Raw genomic sequence first — 21,269 nt, 5'->3', positions numbered from 1 at the left:
AAAATGCATAAAAAATCAGTGTTCGTGAATCTTAAACGCATACCTATAGCGAGGAGATATGAGCATTGAATAGAAGGTTTGTGCTGACGCTGCTAGTTCTGTGTTTGATGATTACTGGTGGCTCTAGTATTTATGCGGTTAAAAGTATGCTACCTGTAAAGAGTGAAACAACCAAATGGGCAGTGGAGCTCCATAAAAGTAAACTGCCTTCGCCACAGCCGGAAAAATATAAGAGCTACGAGCTATTAGTCACAAATTTGAGTGAAGATACGATAGATGTAACCTTTGAGTTGTATCGACCAGTACAAGACGCTAATCAGGAACAAATCATCTTAGCTGATCCATTTAGCTATGATATGAGACCGAATGAGACGGTTAGCTTTAGTCAATTTTTTATAAAGAGTGGGGCAAAAGAACTGGAAGTCGTTCTCTCGTGGAATGATCAGAATAGACGTAAGCATAAGCAAAGTATTAAGTTTGCGAATTTTGAATAATCAATCATAGAAACGCTAAATATTACAGGGTATATTCCTATGGAATATGCCCTTGTTGGTTTGCTCCATCCCTTGTTTTACTCTATAATGTGCTTTATATAATTGCAGTTGAAAGGGGAGATGGGGCATGAGTACAGCTAATCGTGGAGTGAACATCGGACCTCCCCGTTTTAAAATAGCGGTACATTCGATCGTTTGGCTGGCTAAAAGCGGGAGCATCCTATCTAGTTCAATGATTGCAAGCCAAGTCAATTCACACGCAACCTTTATGCGTAGAGTGATGCAGTCTTTGGCAACTGCGGGAATCGTGGAGTCCAAAGGTGGAAGAGAAGGCGGGTACGTTCTTCTGAAATCTGCCGATGAGATTACACTGGGAGAGATTTATGAAGCAGTTAGTACAACGACGGAGGAGTTAGAAGTGGATATGGCCTGTGGAGCAAGTGCTTTGCTCGATGTAGAGCTTGAAAAAATTCTCCAGGAGACAGAACAACGGACCATTCAATATTTACGCCAATATACGATTACTAATGTGATGGAGCGGGTAGAGTTTTTTTCTTAATATTTTAATTTTCAAAAAAAAGGTACTGGTAAAATATTTATTAAGCTACTATAATAAAGTGAGTTGCAGTCGGCACTGCAATTTTATTTTGTAGGTATTGTGCTTGAGGTGAGCACATATAATAGCAAGGGGGAATAAACAAAGCGGAGTAGCGTAAGTAACATCTATTGTTTAGCAGTGGGTTCATGTACTTTAATATGTGCTTATTATAGTTGCAAATTATTTTAGGGAGTGATGATCATGAATATTGTATCCATCGTATTACAAAGCTTGTTGATACTTGCTTTCGTTATGGCAGGGTCGGGAAAAGTAGCGGGTTCAAAAATGCACGTGGATAACTTTAAAAAATGGCGTTTACCACAATGGTTTCGAGTAGTAACGGGTCTAGTTGAGATTGTGGCAGCGGCAGTATTGGTTGTTGGCTACTGGGAGCCTAGCTGGGCAGCAGCAGGCGCACTTATACTTGGCGTTACAGCTATCGGCGGAATTCTGGTTCATATACGCGAAAAAGATTCGTTCAAAGAGACGTTTCCGATTATCCTGCTTGGCGTGTTAGCAATTATTGTATTTTTCATCCGTCTTTCCGATCTGGCTGATTTTCCAGGGTTTAAGTAATTATACTCACCCAATAAAAAAATGGCAGTTCAGTGCTGAAATACAGCATCTGGACTGCCATTTTTGTTTCAGGATCTGTAGCTTAGGGTTCTAACGTTCTAAACGATAGCCACCATGAAATACAGGACCCACATATTCATTGAACGCAAAGCCATTGCGAATGGCAGCGGAGACAAAATCTTTAGCTTTTGCTACAGCTTCATGAACGGACAGACCGTTAGCTAAACCGCCTGTAATGGCAGCGGCAAAGGTACATCCAGCCCCATGATTGTGAGCAGGCTCGATTTTGGCTGTTTGAAATACGGTGTACTCAGCACCGTCGAAGAAGACATCAATCGCTTGATCGCCCCCGAGTGCTTTGCCGCCTTTAACCACGACATTACTTGCTCCGAGCTTATGAATCAGACGAGCAGCTTCTTTCATATCCTCTAGGGTAGAAAGTTTGCCAAGACCTGAAAGAACGCCAGCTTCAAACAGATTTGGTGTAACCACAGTGGCAAGTGGCAGCAGTAAATCACGAATAGCCTCCGCGCTGTCTGGGTTCAAGACTTCATCTTCACCCTTGCAGACCATGACCGGATCAATCACTACATTGGTCTGTAGATTTTCTTTGATCGCTTGCTCAGCAACACGCACAATTTCAACACTTCCCAGCATACCTGTCTTCATGGCATTTACTGGACCACCTGCGAAAATAGTTTTTAGCTGCTCAGCAACAATGGAGGCGTCAATTGGATAAACATTATGGTGCCAGCCGTTGTCCGGGTCCATTGTAACGATAGTTGTCAAGGCACTAAAGCCGTAGGTACCATACTCTTCAAATGTTTTTAGATCCGCTTGGATGCCTGCGCCACCACTGGAGTCGCTGCCTGCAATAGTTAGAGTTTTAATAATTTGAGTCATGGTAACGTCCCCTTTATATATGTCTGAATTTATAAACAACGCATTGCATTGATTATAACAAAAAATAGCACCTAAGTCTTTCTAAAAAGCAAGTGTAGGATTCCATTTCACTAACCCTGCATATCAATATAGAAAGAAATTTTAAACAAAACGCTTAGGAGGGCGAGTATGGTCACGATTAGTTTATGTATGATTGTACGAAATGAAGAAAAAAGCCTGCATAAATGTTTGTCTAGCGTTGCAAATCTTGTAGATGAAGTGGTTATCGTGGATACAGGCTCGACGGATAAGACGAAAGAGATCGCAATGTCCTACGGAGCTGTGATTTACGATTTTGAATGGATCGATAACTTTAGTGCCGCACGTAATTTTGCCTTCAGTAAAGCTACTCAGGAGTATATTTTGTGGCTGGATGCGGATGACTATATAAAGGAAGCGGATCAGATTCTGTTTAAAAAGCTAAAGGAGATTCTGCCAGGACATTTTCACAGCGTGAACATGCAGTATAATTTGGCTTTTGACGAGGCGGGTAATGTCACAGCTAGCTTGCGTCGGAATCGGCTAGTTCGCCGGAGCTGCAATTTTCAATGGATTGGCCCAGTACATGAGTATCTAGAGGTAAGTGGCCCTTCCTTTAGTAGCGATGTCTGTATTACCCATGAGAAGGATAAGGAATATACAGACCGTAATTTGCGGATTTACCAAAAAAGAGTGGCCGAGGGTGAAGCATTCTCTCCAAGGGATCAGTATTATTATGCGAATGAATTAAGGGATCATGCTATAAATGAAGAGGCTTGCAAATACTACGAGCTGTTTTTGGCGGGTGGACAGGGCTGGATAGAAGATAATTTTCAAGCTTGCTTAAGGCTTGCCGAATGCCGGGAACGGCTGGGGGATAAAGACGGTGCATATGAAGCATTATGCAGAACGTTACAGTACGATAAACCACGTTCAGAGTTCTGCTGCCGACTTGGGGCCCTTCTATTGGAAAAGGGTCAATTGCACCCAGCAACATACTGGTATGAGCTTGCGATACAGCTGCCACGGGATAACGATTCGATGGGGATGAAAAATGGGATTTTTTATACCTGGCTGCCGCATCTCCAATTGGCACTCTGTTATGATCGCCTTGGCCAACACGAGTTAGCGAATCATCATAATGAAACGGCGTTGAACTTTTATCCGTCCCATCCTAGCATGTTATATAACCGCACTTATTTTAAAAATCTGCTTGGCGACAAATATGTAGCGATTCAAGCTTAACAAAAATGCCCCCAGTAGTCATGATTTTGACTCTGGGGGTTTTCGTCGTTAAGACACCCTCTTTTTAATATGCTGGATTGTATTGTTGTTCTTTTTTGTAATCGTTGGGAGGGAGTCCAACCTCTTGTTTGAACAGCTTAGAGAAATAGGAGTAGTTGTTATAGCCAACCTTGTTTGCGACAGTATAAACAGACATATTTGTGGTTTCCAATAGATGCTTTGCAGCCGCGATTCTAACTTGGATGACGTAGCTGCCTAATGAAACACCAGTTTCTCGTTTGAATATTCTTGCCAGATAATCAGGATTGAGGTAGACAATTTCGGCCAAATCATTTCGTGTCAGATCATCACCGTAATGCGAATGAATGTATTGTTTGATTTCCTCCGCGACGGATTTGGTCTGTGCGGCAAACTCACGGTATTTCATCGCTGTAGTCACTAGATATTTAAGATATTCTTCCATATCCTCGATCGAGTTCAGAGAGTGCAAGGATAATTTATCGTTAGTTTTGCCGGAGTATAGTTTGTGTGACCGTATCCCTTTGAGGTTGAGAAATGAATAGACTAGCTGAACAATATCTAAGCGGAACAAGCTAAGGACAGAGGTCTCCAGAGTTCTATTGTTAAGCATAACCCTTAGAGATTTCGTAACTTCCTCAAGAAAAGTAGTGAACTGATTCTGGTTCAGCAGCTCTTCCAAATAGACAAGATCCGGTGGCGTATAGCCAGTTTTATTTTGATAGAGATAGGCTTCCACTAAAAAAGTCTGATTTCTGCATCTCGTAATTTCCTCATCCATGCGAAGCGATTGTTTCAGAACATTCCCCACATGATTCAGTTTATCGTATAAACCAATATTGCAGCAGACGTCGCATTTTAAATAAGGAATCGCCTTTTGAATAAAGGAAGAGCATAATTCTTCAAGCAAGGACGTGTCTGGTGTCTGATTCCATTTTAATATGGCGATCCAATTATAATCTTTATATTCCAGAATACTCTCGATGGTAAAGCAAGGACTCTGTAACAATTCATATAATACGTTCAGCAGAGCAAAATCAAAAAGATCCTTCTCTTCTTTTCCCATACTGCCGTTGTAAGGAAATAGGTTAAAGATTAAAGGCTGCAGAGTGTCACTCATTTGATAGGAGAGGTTCTGTTCCTCAATGGCAAGGGTGATGTCCGCTAATTTAATCGGAAATGATGTGCTTCCACTAACCAACTTACGCCAAAAATGCTCGAGAATCTTCGCTTGGTTTTTTTGCCAAAAGTAACCGCCTTGAATGGCTTTTTCATTTCTTTGCTGCTCTTTTGCCTGTGTGACAGCCTTATGGATAATCAGCATCAGCTTATCAAATTCGATGGGCTTAAGAAAATATTCAAAGCTTTGCAATTCAATCGCTTTCTGGGCATAGTTGAAATCCGCATAATTAGTAAGAAGTATAGTCTGAATACTATAATTCCCTTCGCGAATCCAGGCCAGTAATTCCAATCCGCTGCCCTGAGGCATTTCAATATCCGAAATTAGAATTTGAATAGAATGCTTTTCTATTATTTCACGTGCCTGAGCGACATTATTTGCTGTATAGACAGTATCAATGTGTAACGATTCCCAATCTATTCTCTTTTGCAATGCAGCAATAACATAAAAGTCATCATCAACAAGCAGTACATTCATAGTTAGCTCTCCATTCATTTAGATTTATTTAGGAAGCTCCGGGAGAGATAAGATTACACTAGCGCCGCCGCTCTCCAAATTGGAAAAGGTGATAGTTGCTCTTTTTAAATAGAGATATTCCAGCCGTTTAAGCGTATTCATAATACCGATCTGCATACCGTTGCTTTGATCCAAGGGCTCACCAAGATTAAGCTTCTCTAACACTTGCGGTGGAAAACCGGGACCGGTGTCGGTGAGCTGGATAACGAGCATGTCTTCCTCTTCAATCCGTAATCGCTGGACTGTAAGCCTGATCTCTACTTCATGTTCTCGTGAAATCGCATATTTAATAGAATTTTCAATGAAGGTTTGCAGCACTAATGGCGGAATTTCCACACAGCTTGCCTGATCCTCTTGCTCAATATTGTAAATAAATGCATCCTGATATCGTTGCTTTTGAATCTCTAGATAGGTTCGGACATGCTCAATTTCATCCTCCAGCCGGACAAAATTCTCTCCATTTTGAAAAATATAACGGAAATATTTCGACGTAGATAACGTCATATTCTCAATTTCTTTATACATTTCAATTTGGGCCATGCTATAGATGCTAGTCAGGCAATTTAAGAAAAAGTGGGGCTTGATCTGTAGCTTCATATAATCCAGTTGTATCCGCTGCTTCTCCAGTTCCTGCTCGTACATAGCGATTTTGAAGGTTTTGATTTGATCAACTAAATCTTTAAACTGTGTGTTTGCTTGTTCCAGCTCTATAATCTCACTGCTTTTGAAATCTGCGGGTTGCCCAGCCTCATTAATGAAAGCAAGGTTCTCAGAGAAGCTTTGAATCGGGCCTAGTACTCTTTTCTTGAAAAACAGCAGGACGATGCATAAAGTGGAAGTGACAATGAAGAAGAGTAACATTATAAGCAGCTGAGCAATGATTATTTTTTCGAATATGCCATATTTAATGACCATTTTAGTGCTGAAGGTGGTGTCCGAGAAGGCGCTGTTGATTGTTGTACGCGATTGCAAAAGATTAGAGAAGCCTCTCTCTTCCGTTATCAGCTTTCCGCTGTTCGATATGGGACTCGATAAAGGCTGTTCATTCTCATCTACGAGAGAAACATAACCATTGGCACCCAGATTAATTTGGCGTAGAGGACGGATCAGATTATCGGCGGAGATCAGTCCAATTAAATAACGATTGTAATAAGGAACGATATTAATTACGTAGTAGTGGTTGTTAACAAGGATAGGCGTCCATTTGGAATAAAACTTCTCATACATCTCCTTATCATCAATATAAGAAATAATCTTCGTTTTGAGCTGCCTGTAATCCGTATAGGTCACACTGATCGGTGCACAATTTAAAAAGTAGTTCTCATTTTTCAAATAGTAGAAAAAGTTGTACTCATGTCCGTAGTTTTTTTGCAGCTCGGTAAAGCGTTTATGCAGATTATCATTTGCCTTCAAGAACTCGATACTGTTGACCCCGTAAGTATTCATCGCAAGCAAGCTCTCATCGTTCCCAAGCGTCCAGCCCATATAGTGATTAATGTAAGCGAAATCATGATTGATACGATTAATGTAGAGTGCCGCAGTATCCTGTAAATTTCGAGTGGACTGCTGCTTAACGATAGAAATGGAAGTAATGCTGATCGCTAAATCCAGAATGAGGACTGTGAACGAGACTGCCATCATGACTTTTATATAATGACGAATGGGGTAGGTTTTGTGCTTCGCTGTTTTTTTGTTCATAAAATCATTATAAGACCTCTGCAGGAAAAATACAGGAGAACTCGCTAGCGATTTACCGCAAAGTCCGGAAAGCACATACAGAAGTCGGGATACTGTTATTAAGTCCCTTCAAGCGAAGGCTTTTGATTTCGTGTTTTTTGTAAGCGGATTCAAAGGTCTGGATAACCGTCTTAAAGGGTCCGGAATACGAAAAAATAAGACGTTATGATTAAGCTATTCAGATAATCTTTGATTAATTGAAATGGGGGATTAAGAGGATGAGTCAACACAGTAAGAAAAAGACGGCAAAGAAATGGACTGTGGGTCTGCTGGCGGCGGCTATGGTATTTGGTATTGCTGGCTGCGGCGGAAAAGACGGGAATAATGCTGCGACTAGTGAGACGAGCAGTTACAACAAAGAAGGTCTGCCAATTGTTAATGAGCCTGTAACACTTAAGGTGCTGACCGTACGTTGGGGAAGCATGGGAGACACGTTTACGCAGAACCAATGGCTGAAGGATCTGGAGAAAAATACAAATGTCAAAATCGAATGGCAAGTGATGTCCTCCAATGACTGGGCCGAACAGAAGTCCATTCTGCTGGCTAGCGGTACACTTCCAGACATTATCCTCGGAAATCAAACCTTCGGAGATTCTGATATCGTTAATAATCTAAGCTTTTTCCGGCCGTTAGATGATTATATTGAAAAAAATATGCCAAATCTTAAAGCGGCCATGGAAGAAACGCCTGAGTTGAAAAAAATCAGCACTTTTCCTGACGGGAAAATCTATTCACTGCCAACAAGACTTCCATCGCGTCCAAAAAGCTCTCGTCAGCCTGTGATTAACAAAACTTGGCTCGATAAATTGGGCCTGAAGGCTCCTGAAACGATTGATGAGTTATACAACGTACTTAAAGCTTTCAAAGAACAAGATCCAAACGGAAATGGCAAACAAGATGAGATTCCTTTTATTGAAATTGGGAATGACTTGATCAGTCCTTTCGGAATTGCCGACTTGAATAACAACAATATGATCATCAAGGACGGAAAAGCGATCTATTTCCCTGTTTCGGAGGAGTTCAAAGAAGGCCTTAAATGGGAAAATAAATTGTATGCGGAAGGTTTATTAGATAAAGAGGTATTCACTCAGGATGATACGATGAGATCGGCGAAGTTCCAAAATCCGGATGCTCCAATCGTAGGCTTTACGTATCAGTGGACCCCGGACGCTGTGTTTGGTAAATGGAGCGATCAATATGTGACGATTCCACCGATTGCCGGACCGGATGGTAAGCGTTATACAATCGGTAATCCAATTGGGATGAGTCTTAACCGTAATGAACTGCTGATTACTACTTCGAGTAAGTATCCAGAGGTTGCTGCGCGTTGGGCAGATCAGTTCTACACGAACGAAGCGAGCATTCAGAATTTTTGGGGTGCGATTGGAACTGTAATTAAGAAGAATGATGACAGCACCTATACATTGATGGATCCACCAGCTGGAACCAGCGCAGATGCCTGGTATTGGGATCAGTCTCTTCGAGATTTCGGACCAAAATATGTGAGCCCGTCCTTTGAACAGAAAATCGTTCTTAATCCTGAAAGTGGAGATGGACTGAAGCTGCAGCTGGATAAGCTGGGTAGTGAATATGTAACAGAGCCTTTCCCTAACGTTATGTATACCTCCGATGAGTTCGAGGAGCTGCCAACCTTGACCACGGATATCGACGGTTATGTGAATACAATGCGCGCTCAATTTATTAGCAAAGGCGGAATTGACGAAGGCTGGGATGATTATGTCAAACAGCTTAATAAAATGGGGCTTGAAAAATTAGTTAAGATTCGCACAGATGCTTACAGTCGTTATATGAGTGTGAAATAACCTATTCGTCTTTCGAAAAAGGTGCTGCCCTACATAAATTTGTGGGGTAGCATTCTCTATTTTTAATAAGGAGGGGATGTTATGAAATCTGATCCAATTCATTTGAGTCGGAAACTCGGACAAATCAAACAAAACTGGGGTTTATATACGTTGCTTTTTCCTGCAGTAGTCCTTACGTTATTATTCGCATATAAACCCATGTATGGGGTGCTCATTGCCTTTAAGGATTATAGCCCGGCGTTGGGAATAGGCGGAAGTCCATGGGCCGGATTCAAATACTTCGAGAAGTTTTTTAATTCCTATCAATTTTCTGCAACGATCAAAAATACGCTAATTATCAGTGTGTACAGTCTGATTACGTTTCCGATTCCGATTATACTTGCGCTGATGGTTAACCAGATGAGACCAAACCGTTTTAGACGGTTTTTTCAGACGGTATCCTATATGCCACATTTTATCTCAACCGTAGTTATGGTGGGCTTAATGATGATTCTGTTCTCACCTAGCACCGGACTACTGGGCAATGTATATAGTCTTTTTGGAAAAGAAGCTCCTGATCTAATGGGCTCTGCCGGATTATTCAGCAGTGTGTACGTCTGGTCGGATGTGTGGCAGCATGTCGGTTGGGACAGCATTATCTTTATCGCTGCTCTCTCTGCTGTTGATCCTAGTTTGTATGAGGCTGCAACCGTAGACGGCGCAAGTCGGATGCATAAAATTCGTTACATCGATATTCCGATGCTGATGCCAACAGCGATAACATTGCTTATCCTGCGGGTCGGGGGACTGCTTGGGGTTGGATTTGAAAAGGTGTACTTAATGCAAAATGACTTGAACATCACTTCAAGTGAAATTCTGTCTACTTATGTCTACAAAATTGGTCTGCTCAGCAGTCAGTATAGCTTTTCGTCGGCGATCAACCTGTTCAACACGGTCATTAATTTTATTTTATTGATCATGGTCAATCAGATTTCTAAAAAATTAAGCGAAAATAGCTTGTGGTAGAAGGGAGGAGCATTGAAATGGGAGGTTTAGAGACAGCGACTAAAGGAAATGTAGGAAAAATAAAGAAGAATCGCTCCTCAGATACTATAATGGAAATTGTGATGTACGTTATATCAGCAATTTTTCTAATCATCCTGATCTATCCGCTGTATTTTATCGTCATTGCTTCGTTTAGTGATCCTTCTGCGGTTGCTGGAGGTCAAGTTTGGTTATTTCCTAAAGGGTTTACTTTTGATGGTTATAAAGAGCTACTTCGTCATGAGAATATTTGGATCGGGTATTGGAATACCATCCTGTACACGGTGGTTGGGACTGCAATCGGTTTAGTAGTTAATATTTCAGCTGCCTATGCGTTGTCAAGAAAGGACCTTGTGGGGCGGAAATACATTTCGCTGTTTTTCATATTTACAATGTTCTTTAACGGGGGGTTGATTCCTACTTTTTTAACGGTTCGTGATTTCCATCTCTATGATACTTTCTTGGTAATGGTACTTCCTTTCGCAGTTGGAGTTTTTAATATCATAGTGGCACGAACTTTTTTCCAGACTAGTATTCCGGGCGATTTATGGGAAGCAGCGCAAATTGATGGATGTGGCAATCTCCGTTATTTTGCACAGATAGTTCTACCGTTGTCGAAGGCTATTATTGCAGTGTTAGGTTTATGGATCGCTGTAGGTTATTGGAATTCATATTTTAATGCCTTGATTTATTTGAAAAATCCTAATATGTATCCTTTGCAGCTGATCCTGCGAAATATTCTGATTACCAATCAGATGCAGTCTGGTATGGGGACCGGAGAAGCCGCACAAATCGCGTTACGGCTCGCAAATATGATGCGGTATTCGGTTATTATCGTAGCAACTGTTCCAATTATGTGTGTATACCCATTTGTGCAAAAATACTTTAACCAAGGGGTAATGATCGGCGCAGTGAAGGAATAAGCTCTTCTACTTTTCAACTAACATTTGTGAGGGAGCAAGACCGTAATGAAAAAGCAACCCAAAAACAGTATCAATAGAACAATCACCGTCATTCTTCTAGTGACAACGTTGCTTGCTGGCCTTACAGCCTGTAAAGGGGATAAAAGGGTAAACTCTGTTGAATCTGATCCGGGTCAATTTCATAAAGAAGGTTTGCCAATCGTGGATAAGCCCATGACGCTGAAGGTTCTAACGGTTCGGTGGGGAAGCATGGGAGATAACTTTATCCAGAATCAATGGCTGAAGGATTTGGAAAAAAATACGAATGTCAAAATCGAATGGCAGGTGATGTCTGCTAATGATTGGAGTGAGCGGAAGTCCATTATGCTGGCAAGCGGTACACTTCCAGATATCATTTTAGGGAGTGAGACCTTCGGAGATTCGGATATCGTCAATAATTTAAGCTTATTCAGGCCGCTTGATGACTATATCGAAAGCTATATGCCTAACCTCAAAGCAGCCATGCAGGAAGAGCCTGAATTGAAAAAAATCAGTACTTTTCCTGACGGGAAAATCTACTCTTTGCCTGCAAGATTACCATTACGTCCTAAAAGCTCACGCCAACCCGTGATTAACAAAACCTGGCTGGATAAATTGGGATTGAAGATTCCCGATACGATTGATGATTTATACAACGTGCTAAAAGCATTTAAAGAACGTGACCCTAATGGGAATGGAAGGCTGGATGAGATTCCTGTTATCGAAGTAAGTAATGATCTTATCAGTCCCTTCGGAATCACGGATCTGAACAATAACTTTATGGTCGTCCAGGACGGAAATGCGGTATATTACCCTGTTTCAGAGGCGTACAAAGAAGGGCTCAAATGGGAGCATAAATTGTTTGTCGAAGGTTTGCTTGATAAAGAATTATTCACGCAAGATGAAACGATGAGATCAGCCAAGTTTCTTAATCCGGATGCTCCTATCGTAGGATTCTCGTATCAGTGGACGCCGGATGCCGTGTTTGGCAAATGGAGTGATCAATATATCACGATTCCTCCGATTGCAGGACCGGATGGTAAGCGCTACACCATAGGAAATCCGTATGGAATGAATCTGGAGCGCAACGAGCTGCTAATTTCCACTTCTTGCAAATACCCAGAGATTGCTGCCCGCTGGGCTGATCAGTTCTACACCAATGAAGCAAGCATTCAAAATTTCTGGGGAGCGATAGACACCGTTATTAAGAAAAATATTAACGGTTCTTATACATTGATGGACCCACCGATGGGTACCAGTGCTGATGCCTGGTATTGGGATCAATCACTCCGGGATTTCGGGCCGAAATATGTCAGTCCAGTGTTTGAAAAATCCATCTTTCTAAACCCAAAAACCGGAGATGGACTGAAGCTGCAGCTCGATAAGCTGGGAAGTGATTATACAACGCCACCTTTCCCTGATGTAATGTACACCGTTGAAGAGTTTCAGCTGCTGCCGACTTTGACTACGGACATCGATAGTTATGTCAATACAATGCGTGCTCAGTTTATAATTACAGGTAAAATTGACGAGGGCTGGGCTGATTATGTGAAACAGCTGCGGGGAATGGGACTGGAGAAGCTGGTTAAAATTCGTACCGATGCTTACAGTCGTTATGTGAATGTAGAATAGAGTATTATGTGAAATACTGACGGCTAGGCTGTAACATCCTATTTCACTTATTTAAACTAAGGAGGTTCTCTCTATGCGAGTGGCATAAAGAGAACCTCCTTATTCTTTTTACTTTATTAGCAGGGTTTGAATGGCATGAGCCGGAATCATGTTCTCAGCCAAGTTGTTATGGAAGCGCAGGGTGAAAGGAAGCTCTTGTTCCGTGCGGTTCATAACGATAACAGCAATGGTGCCATCTGGGTTACGGAAAGCCGTTGTTTCAAGCTTATCAGTATATTTAGAGTGCCCAATTCGTTTAGCACCTGGGCGAATGTATTTACTGAAATGCCCGATGTAATAGAAGGAGCTCTCAAATATAATTTCATCGTTTTTCGTATCTCCAATAATTGGAGCATCGCAGTAGTTACCTACATGGTTAGGGCCCCCTTGCTCGTCCAAGACAATATTCCAGTCCGTCCAGCTTGACATCCAGTTGTTCAGGTTACCAATGATATCATGGCCGTAACGTTCGCCTGTGTTCCATGAGCCGAGATGAACGCCACCTTCTTGGCAGCCTTCACTGAAGAACAGCTTCTTGTCTGGGAAGCGATCATGAACGGCCGATAGGGCTTCGAAGTGATCTCCGGAGTACCAGTGGAAGCAAATTCCCCAAATGTATTTGGAAGCTTCTTGATCTTCAAAAGCAACCTTGGCACGATCATACACGCGCTCCTTGTTATGATCCCAGATCATAACCTTTACATGAGCCAAACCGGCTTGTTCCAAGGCAGGTCCCAAGTAATCACGAACAAAATCTTTTTCTTCTTCGGCAGTATAAAGGCAAGAATCCCAGATTTGAACAGCCTTCGCTTCATTCTGAACACTAACAGCCCAAATATCGATGCCTTCAGCTGCGTAAGCCTGAATATATTTTACGAACATGTTGGCCCAAGCCTCACGGTATTCAGGCTTAAGAGCTCCACCACCGTTCATTTGACCGTTCGTTTTCATAAAAGCTGGCGGACTCCAAGGAGAGGAGAACAAACGGAAATCTTCACCAACAGCTGTTGCAGCATTTTTGATTAGGGGGATAATTGACTCTTGATCTCTGGAAATATCGAACGAACGGAGCTCTGCATCGCCTTCTTCTACATAAGCATAGTTGCCGAGTGAGAAGTCACAGCTCTGGATATGCGAGCGGCAAAGGGTATACCCAATTCCGTGCTCAGGATCAAAATAAGCGTCGATGATTTCTTTTTGTTTAGCTTCACTTAGTTTAGCGATGGTAACAGCAGAAGCCTCGGTAAGTGCACCACCGAAACCTTCCATTTCCTGATACTCCAGATCATCATAAATATTGATGAGCTCTGATTCGACGCCTGATGTATCGGGGAGGAAGATCAGAGGGTCTTTTTCTGTCAGACGGTCGGTAGTTTCTTTTGCTGTTTGAATGACGCGGACAATTTTACTCATAGTGGTTGGTAACCTCCTGTACATATAAATTCTGTCTTTATTATAGAAGGAGATTCACTGCTCTTTGAAGAAACAATATGGCTAAGAACCTCAACGATCTGGTCATCGACTACTTAGAGAAGAGGAGTGAATGCAATGGAAACTAATTGTGTCCAAATAAGCCTATGCGGCTTTATTCGCCATACTCAGCCTTTTCGGCAATTATATCGCAGTGGGCTGGATACCTATATCATCAGGCTGCAAGCAGAAGGGGAGTGTGAAGTACTGATCGATGGGGACATGGTAACCGTGGTGCCTGGTGATCTGTTATTATTTAAGCCTCAAGATATATATGATCTGAGAATCGGGGAAAAGAAGAGTCCGCTGGGACATAGTGTGGACTATTTTGTAATGTGTACAGGGGAATGGGTGGATCAGTGGTGGAACCTGCGCGAAAGACCGAAGAAGGTTAGAATTGCGGATGATGGCAAGCTGCAAAGTATATGGCAACAGCTTGATCTGGAGAATAGAAGACTAGATGGGGGTAGCCCTGAAATACTTGAGGCGCTGTTTAAAGCGCTATGTCTGCTGTTAGATCGGGCAATGGAAGAAGCACCTGCATCATCATCAGCCTCACTGTTACACGGGCTTAAGATGAAGAGTTATGTAGAGGAGCATGCTACATCAGAAATCAGGCTAAAGGATGTAGCTGCCCATGCCGGAATTAGTGTAACGAGGGCCGTACATGTATTCAAAATTCAATTCGGCTACTCTATTATGCAATATGCTGGGCAAATTCGGCTTGCTATGGCACTTCGATTAATGGACAACACCAATTATACCTTAGAGCGAATAGCAGAGGAGACGGGGTTTGGAAGCTACACCTATTTCCACAGGGTATTTCGGGAACGTTATGGCGTCTCACCAGGCAACTATCGTAAGAGAGAGTAGCCTTCACTATTTTAAGATCGTCTAGTTTTTAACAAGAAGTCCCTAACCGCTTGCTCAAATAATCTGACACTATTTGCCCATGTCCATTTGAGGGAAGATCTTTCACCTTGTACGGCTAATTTAGTTCTTAAGTTTGGGTCTCGAATTAGGCGGATGACATCTTCACCAAGCCGATTCTCGTACCGATAGGAGAGCAGGCAATTCTTCTCGTGATTTGCGTATTCCATATTTCCGCCTGAATAAACACAGACGAGTGCTGCGCCACACCGCATGGCTTCAAGCCCCGGCAAAGAACCCGTATCAAAAATACTAGAACTAACAAAGATATCTGCACCGTTGTAATGGTAACAGAGCTCCTCATCATTAGCAGGTGTGAAGAATCGATATTTGCCAGTAGCTTTCATTCTTTGGAGAACTTCTGAAGTATTGAACTCGTCGGGCGGACTGATAAAGTTAATATTTACATTGGGACATTGATTTTTCACGTGATCCAGCTGCTCTATAAGATAGTCTTGCTCACGGTGCCATGAGAATCCACGTTCTGCTTTTCTTAATATAGCTGTTATGTTTAAAGGCTCCTGAAGACTGTAACGGATATTCATATTCTTGAAGGAGGAGCTAATGCCAATGGGCACGATTTTTCCTGTGATCCCATGATTTAAACGAATCAGCTCCTGCTGCCAATGCGATAAAACAATTAGATGCTCTGTGACATGATAAGAAGGGAACGACAGCGAACTATCTGGTAAAAAGGGGGGTTCATAACATAATGACAATCTTACATGAATTCCTTTTCCTTGATTGCTAGCTGCTTGAGAGGTAGGGACTGTCGTATGGAAATTAGAAACAATAACATCGCCTATGGGATAGTCCTGTTCTTGAAGCTCCATATGTGTGGAACGGATTAAGGTGGAGCGGACATCATAGGAAACAACCCCATCCACAGGCATGAGGATAGTAACCTGATGCCCCATAGCTGTTAGCCCATTGGCGAGTTCTACCAGCATGCGTTGAGCTCCACCATGAGATAAGGTCAGAATAGGGAATGTGAATCTCATCGGTAATCCCGTCCCTTCCAAGTTAGGGCTTAATCGTCAAACGATGTTACTCAATCGTTCTGTTTCTTATTTTATTCAACTCGCATAGAAAGGTACCATTTAGCTGATTTTGAAAAGCGTTATTTTTCCATATGAGCAATATTCTTCAGTAAAGCAACGGTCTCATTAATCTCGAGGTTCGTTATATCTTCTAAAGATAGGTCGATCATGGGCTTATATTTTTGGAGTTTGCTCAGGAATGCTTCGGTATGAAAATGCCCTCCACCAGCCTTACCGTGGTAAATTCTCTCTCCATCTTGATAGATGTCTTTTAAATGCGCCAAAATGATCCGATCCCCGAACAACCTGAAGGCGTCATCAACAATTTGATCCTGCATATCTACCGCGTCACCAATAAAATTGCATGGATCCAGGACAACCCCAATATTGCCAGAGGGAATTTCATCTAAGATGCGGCGCATCTTGTCGGGTGTAGAAAGAGTATGTGTGCAGACCCCCTCCAATCCCAGAAAAACACCCCATTTTTCAGCTTCCTCCGCAAGCTCTTGTACAGTTGCCCTTAATATATCCCAGCCGATCTCTTCGTAATGGAGCGGATCTTGTGCTTGGAAAGTAGTCAGTGCGCCCGTCTCCGTAGCCACCATAGGGGCGCCGAATTGGCGGGCATACCGAAGATGTTCTTTAAAGCGATCTATTTCTAATCTCCGAATAACAGGATCCGGGTGAATGGGATTGATATAACAGCCTAACACTCCGATACGTATACCTGCTCTGTCAAATTGTTCGCCAATATAGTTTGCGAGGCCTGGACTTAATTTACCTGTGGAGGTATCGATGTCCTGTATAGCTTTGGATAAAGCAAGTTGAACAAAATCGATATCATAATTCTGAAGCGTTGCTGTCAACGATTTGAGGGGTAAACAACCAAATGTATGCGCTAATGTTCCGTATCTGATGGTAATCATCTCCTTATCTAGGATGGGTATGTGTAATTACAAACATAATAGTAGCGCTTTCATCTGGATACAAGTGATTTATCATTATCGTCTATCAGGAAATTGATGATCTCAGTGTTTACTCTATCCGGTTGCTCATGATTAATCCCGTGTCCCGCATGGGGGATGACTTGGTAATAGAACTTTCCATCTTCTAAAATATTTATGAAATCCTTCGATTGTTTTAGCGCGTGTTCTCCAACTAGAAAATAGAGCTTGTCTCTAACTGCGACTGCAGCGTTTTTATCGTATGGATGAAGCTTATGCACAAACATGGCTTGCTGATTATGAGTGCGCATTAAAAGGATCAGATGAGCAGCTAATGCTGGATGGTTGTCAAATAAAGGGGAGTGAGGTGCGCTTAACTTCTTCAGAACTTTCAGTAAATTGCGATCCGTTGGAATCAGAATCTCCGGGAACATCATCATTAAAGTTTGGATCATGGCTTTAATCGGTGCAGTGACCATCCCGCCCTCCAAACAAACGACACGGTTCACTTTGTCCGGTTGCTCGGTCGCATAATTAAAAGCAATATAGGCGCCATTGGACACACCCGCAATATTAAAGACGTCTATATTCAGATACGTCGCTATTTCATTAATCCATTTTACTTGCTCAAACTTCTGTTTGTTAAACTGCTCGTTAGGTATGCTTTTTCCGGGTCCACCCAAAGTATCAATCGCGATGCAATAAAAATGCTTCGATAACTCCTCGATATTTAAGATCCACATGACCGCCGAGTTATCACCAACACCATGAAACAGTAGTAAAGGTGGATTACTCTTTTGACCAGCAAGGATACAATGCGTCAGTCCATATGTGGTTGGAACATCAATCTCCTCAAGCGGAATGGGCCACTGCTCAATCATCTGCTCATAGGAGTGCCACACTCGTTCTTGCGCTTTTACATTCTTGAAGCTATTTACCATCTCAAACCTCCTTATCCAAAATAAAACATCTACATCTTATTCCAATTAGTATACTACGAGAGTCCGCAAGGAGGAGATAGAAATAGAAACATTACTGTGAAAAAGAGGGCGGGAGCAGATAAGTGTATTTAATACAACTAAACAGCTACTTTACTCCGGTTATTGTGATATAGATGTACTTTGTACAACTATATCTCTGGAAATCAGCGGATACAGCTTAATTGGGGGAATTTAGTTGCACAAAGTACACTTAACGATAGACAGACGTGCTGAAGTTAATTTTAGTTGTAGAAAGTGCAATTAAATAATGCAGAGGGCTCTTTTTTGCAGTAAAATTTTTTGATATGGTAAGCAATTTGTGTTCTAGGGGGGATTATGATGTTGATTGAGCTAAAGGAAGCTAGTTTGTCAGATGGACGCGATATTTTTGAAATGATTATGGAGATCGGCCCTGGGGAGAATGGATTCGTTAACAATGGGTTTGATTTGGCTTACAGTGAATTTCCTGATTTCATCAGAGATCGGATAGCACTCTCAAGAGGCGATAATCTCCTACCAAACTATGTCCCGCAAACCAACTATTGGTTACTGATTGACTCTTATCCTGTTGGTGTTGGAAAGCTAAGACATTCCTTAAATGATCAATTAAGAAAATCAGGTGGACACATCGGATATAGCATCAGGCCTAGTGAGCGAGGAAAGGGCTTTGGCAAGATTTTTTTAGCAGAGTTGTTAAAAAAAGCTGCGGATCTGGGGATTGATAAGGTCATGCTGACTTGTGAGCCGAACAATGTATCTTCGAGAAAGGTTATTGAAGTGAACAGAGGAATACTTAGCGGTATCGAGGATGGAAAATGTAACTACTGGATTAGTTTATGAGTCGAGTCGTTGCTGAATAGTAGGGGTGAAGGAGTTGCTAATTGGCAACTCTTTTTTTGTTTTTTCGCAATGGAATTTCAGTTCATCCAACGAGGAATTGTCTAACTTGTGAAATAAATTTTAAATTTTGTTGAAAACGCTCTATTCAAACACAAACAAATAGATTAAAATCAAAACAAACAAAAATAAACAAAAAAATAAACATTCAAAAACGGAGGTATTCACAAATGGTACAAAGTTTATGGGATTCTGCACGGGAAAAAATCATCAACGGAGGTCTGGATGCACTGGTCTATCGCTCCAATCTGTTGGGTGAAGATCGTAGAGTCTGTAATTTTGGAGGAGGGAATACCTCTAGTAAAACTATAGAATTAGATTTCCGTGGTCGTGAGGTTGAAGTCATGTGGGTGAAGGGTAGCGGCTCTGACCTAGCTACGATGAAAGCAGGCAATTTTACCGGATTGCGGCTTGAGGATATTGCGTCTTTGTTTGATCGGGAGGAAATGCCTGATGAGGAAATGGTGGCTTACCTCGCGAATTGTATGATTGATCCTAAGCATCCGCGTGCTTCAATTGAGACGCTGCTGCATGCTTTTTTACCATTCAAACATGTAGATCATACGCATCCAGATGCGATTATCAGCTTATGCTGTGCTCATAACGGTAAAGATATTGCGCGGGAAATCTATGGGGATCGTTTCGTATGGGTGCCTTACATTCGTCCTGGGTTCACTTTATCCAAAATGATCGCTGAAGGCGTACTTGCTAATCCTCAAGCAGAATTGGTGTTGATGGAGAAGCATGGCCTCGTGACTTGGGGGGATACGCCGGAAGCTTGTTACGCGAAGACGATTTCTATCATTAATGAAGCAGAGCGTTACATCCAAGATAGAATTGAAGATGAGAATCTGTTCGGAGGTCGCAAATCGGAAGCGCTTCCTGAAGAAGAGCGGCGGGCTGTAGCAGCTGCAGTAATGCCATTGATTAGAGGCGCAGTCAGTGATGAGCGCAAAATGATACTGACCTTTGATGACGCAGAGGATGTGCTGCGTTTTGTAGGTGGAGTTAACTCGGAGAAATTATCCAGTGTAGGTGCAGCTTGTCCGGATCATTTGGTACATACCAAAATGCTGCCACTATTTGTGAATTGGGAACCAAATGCCAGTGATATTGATGGTTTGAAGACGAAGCTGAACGAAGCGATTACCGCATACAAAGAGCAGTATAAAGCGTACTTCGATCGCAATAAGCATGAGGGAGATGTAATGTTCGAAGCCGCACCGCGTGTGATTCTAATTCCCGGAGTGGGAATGATCAACACCGGCAAAAGCTGGAGCAACTCTAAAATTAGCGGTGCCTTGTATCACCGGGCGATTGCTGTTATGCGCGGGGCTACCGCATTGGGAGATTTCGTCTCTCTAAGTGAAAATGAATCGTACAATGTGGAATATTGGCCTTTGGAATTATATAAATTATCGCTGGCACCAGCAGAAGCAGAATTCTCGCGTAAGGTTGCGTTCATTACTGGTGGCGCAGGAGGAATCGGGAGCGAAACTGCTCGTCGTCTAGTGTCCGAAGGGGCGCATGTTGTGCTGGCAGATCTCAATCTGGAGGGCGCACAGAAAATTGCCGAGGAGATTAACGATAAATACGGTGAGAATCGTGCGTTCGCTGTTAAAATGGATGTAACGCAGGAGGAGCAAGTTACCGCAGCTTATGCAGATACAGCACTCTTTTATGGCGGAGTAGATATTATTGTTAATAATGCTGGGCTTGCGACTTCCAGTCCTTTTGATGAGACTTCATTAAGAGAGTGGAACTTGAACATTTCCGTGCTAGGAACTGGATATTTCCTCGTTGCACGTGAAGCCTTCAAGGTGATGAAGGAGCAAAAGATCGGTGGTAGCATGGTATTTATTGGCTCTAAGAACTCTATATTTGCTGGAAAAAGCGTATCGGCTTACAGTTCTGCCAAAGCACTCGAAGCACATTTAGCTCGCTGTATTGCAGCTGAAGGTGGAGAGTTCGGTATTCGCGCCAATACCATTTTGCCGGATGCCATTCTACAAGGCTCAGCGATTTGGAATTCGAACTGGCGGAATGAACGGGCTGCTGCTTACGGGATTGAGCCAGATCAACTAGAGGAACATTATCGTAAACGCACAACACTGCTTGTAAATATTTATCCACGTGATATTGCTGAAGGGGTGGCCTTTTTCGCTTCATCCAAGTCAGAGAAGACTACGGGCTGCATGCTGACGATTGACGGTGGAGTGCCGGCAGCTTTTACTAGATAAGTGGAAGATGGAATATAGATAGATA

The 21,269-nt window shown here is 42.3% G+C and carries 18 protein-coding genes; 11 read left to right on the top strand and 7 right to left on the bottom strand.

The window, feature by feature from the left end:
- Positions 1–65 precede the first annotated feature (65 nt).
- From ACFWMP_RS03685 to ACFWMP_RS03675, 3 genes are all read left to right on the top strand, one after another.
- Positions 66–494: a hypothetical protein gene (locus tag ACFWMP_RS03685; RefSeq protein ID WP_076283059.1), complete on the top strand. Its 429-nt coding sequence runs from the start codon at positions 66–68 to the stop codon at positions 492–494.
- Positions 495–621: 127 nt separating this feature from the next.
- Positions 622–1,053: an RrF2 family transcriptional regulator gene (locus tag ACFWMP_RS03680; RefSeq protein WP_379422013.1), complete on the top strand. Its 432-nt coding sequence runs from the start codon at positions 622–624 to the stop codon at positions 1,051–1,053.
- A 240-nt stretch (positions 1,054–1,293) separates the two neighbouring features.
- Positions 1,294–1,668: a DoxX family protein gene (locus ACFWMP_RS03675; protein WP_042187059.1), complete on the top strand. Its 375-nt coding sequence runs from the start codon at positions 1,294–1,296 to the stop codon at positions 1,666–1,668.
- 90 nt (positions 1,669–1,758) lie between these two features.
- On the opposite strand, the gene thiD is transcribed toward ACFWMP_RS03675, so the two are convergent.
- Entirely contained in the window at positions 1,759–2,571 is an 813-nt protein-coding gene (gene thiD / locus ACFWMP_RS03670) for a bifunctional hydroxymethylpyrimidine kinase/phosphomethylpyrimidine kinase (protein WP_042187061.1), read from the bottom strand.
- A 168-nt stretch (positions 2,572–2,739) separates the two neighbouring features.
- Between thiD and ACFWMP_RS03665 the strand changes: the two genes are divergently transcribed.
- Positions 2,740–3,834: a glycosyltransferase family 2 protein gene (locus tag ACFWMP_RS03665; RefSeq protein WP_042187063.1), complete on the top strand. Its 1,095-nt coding sequence runs from the start codon at positions 2,740–2,742 to the stop codon at positions 3,832–3,834.
- Positions 3,835–3,898: 64 nt separating this feature from the next.
- Here the strand turns inward: ACFWMP_RS03665 and ACFWMP_RS03660 are convergent, their stop codons facing one another.
- Together ACFWMP_RS03660 and ACFWMP_RS03655 are read right to left on the bottom strand one after the other, a co-directional pair.
- Entirely contained in the window at positions 3,899–5,509 is a 1,611-nt protein-coding gene (locus ACFWMP_RS03660; RefSeq protein ID WP_042187065.1) for a response regulator transcription factor, read from the bottom strand.
- Positions 5,510–5,533: 24 nt separating this feature from the next.
- Positions 5,534–7,246 (bottom strand): sensor histidine kinase, encoded by a 1,713-nt coding sequence (locus ACFWMP_RS03655; RefSeq protein WP_379422009.1) that lies wholly within the window; start codon positions 7,244–7,246, stop codon positions 5,534–5,536.
- 257 nt (positions 7,247–7,503) lie between these two features.
- Here ACFWMP_RS03655 and ACFWMP_RS03650 point away from each other — a divergent pair, with 257 nt between their 5' ends.
- From ACFWMP_RS03650 to ACFWMP_RS03635, 4 genes are all read left to right on the top strand, one after another.
- Positions 7,504–9,108, top strand: coding sequence for an extracellular solute-binding protein (locus tag ACFWMP_RS03650; RefSeq protein WP_076283055.1), 1,605 nt, complete (start codon positions 7,504–7,506; stop codon positions 9,106–9,108).
- An 81-nt stretch (positions 9,109–9,189) separates the two neighbouring features.
- The gene (locus tag ACFWMP_RS03645; protein WP_042187071.1) at positions 9,190–10,113 is read left to right on the top strand and encodes an ABC transporter permease; all 924 of its coding nucleotides are present in this window, start codon (positions 9,190–9,192) and stop codon (positions 10,111–10,113) included.
- Between the two features lie 17 nt (positions 10,114–10,130).
- Positions 10,131–11,054, top strand: coding sequence for a carbohydrate ABC transporter permease (locus tag ACFWMP_RS03640; protein WP_042187073.1), 924 nt, complete (start codon positions 10,131–10,133; stop codon positions 11,052–11,054).
- 45 nt (positions 11,055–11,099) lie between these two features.
- Positions 11,100–12,704, top strand: a complete 1,605-nt coding sequence (locus ACFWMP_RS03635) for an extracellular solute-binding protein (RefSeq protein ID WP_379422006.1) — start codon at positions 11,100–11,102, stop codon at positions 12,702–12,704.
- Between the two features lie 108 nt (positions 12,705–12,812).
- Here the strand turns inward: ACFWMP_RS03635 and ACFWMP_RS03630 are convergent, their stop codons facing one another.
- A complete protein-coding gene (locus tag ACFWMP_RS03630; protein ID WP_042187078.1) occupies positions 12,813–14,156 on the bottom strand; it encodes a glycoside hydrolase family 30 protein in 1,344 nt (447 codons plus the stop codon).
- A gap of 135 nt (positions 14,157–14,291) precedes the next feature.
- On the opposite strand from ACFWMP_RS03630, the gene ACFWMP_RS03625 reads away from it, so the two are divergent.
- A complete protein-coding gene (locus tag ACFWMP_RS03625) occupies positions 14,292–15,086 on the top strand; it encodes an AraC family transcriptional regulator (protein ID WP_379422003.1) in 795 nt (264 codons plus the stop codon).
- Between the two features lie 11 nt (positions 15,087–15,097).
- Here the strand turns inward: ACFWMP_RS03625 and ACFWMP_RS03620 are convergent, their stop codons facing one another.
- The 3 genes from ACFWMP_RS03620 to ACFWMP_RS03610 form a co-directional block, all read right to left on the bottom strand.
- Positions 15,098–16,144 carry a glycosyltransferase family 4 protein gene (locus ACFWMP_RS03620; protein WP_042187080.1) on the bottom strand — a complete coding sequence of 349 codons (1,047 nt, stop codon included), beginning with the start codon at positions 16,142–16,144 and terminating at the stop codon, positions 15,098–15,100.
- 119 nt (positions 16,145–16,263) lie between these two features.
- Positions 16,264–17,109 (bottom strand): sugar phosphate isomerase/epimerase family protein, encoded by an 846-nt coding sequence (locus ACFWMP_RS03615; protein ID WP_379422001.1) that lies wholly within the window; start codon positions 17,107–17,109, stop codon positions 16,264–16,266.
- Positions 17,110–17,159: 50 nt separating this feature from the next.
- Positions 17,160–18,068 (bottom strand): alpha/beta fold hydrolase, encoded by a 909-nt coding sequence (locus ACFWMP_RS03610; protein ID WP_379421999.1) that lies wholly within the window; start codon positions 18,066–18,068, stop codon positions 17,160–17,162.
- A 375-nt stretch (positions 18,069–18,443) separates the two neighbouring features.
- On the opposite strand from ACFWMP_RS03610, the gene ACFWMP_RS03605 reads away from it, so the two are divergent.
- Complete coding sequence (locus tag ACFWMP_RS03605) at positions 18,444–18,947, top strand: GNAT family N-acetyltransferase (RefSeq protein WP_379421997.1); 504 nt, start codon at positions 18,444–18,446, stop codon at positions 18,945–18,947.
- 227 nt (positions 18,948–19,174) lie between these two features.
- Positions 19,175–21,244, top strand: coding sequence for a bifunctional aldolase/short-chain dehydrogenase (locus tag ACFWMP_RS03600; RefSeq protein ID WP_379421995.1), 2,070 nt, complete (start codon positions 19,175–19,177; stop codon positions 21,242–21,244).
- The last annotated feature ends 25 nt before the right edge of the window (positions 21,245–21,269 follow it).

It is taken from the genome of Paenibacillus sp. NPDC058367 (assembly GCF_042723305.1).
Lineage (GTDB): Bacteria > Bacillota > Bacilli > Paenibacillales > Paenibacillaceae > Paenibacillus_AQ.
Note: the sequence above shows the minus strand (reverse complement) of the source record. Positions and strands in the feature narration are given on the sequence as shown.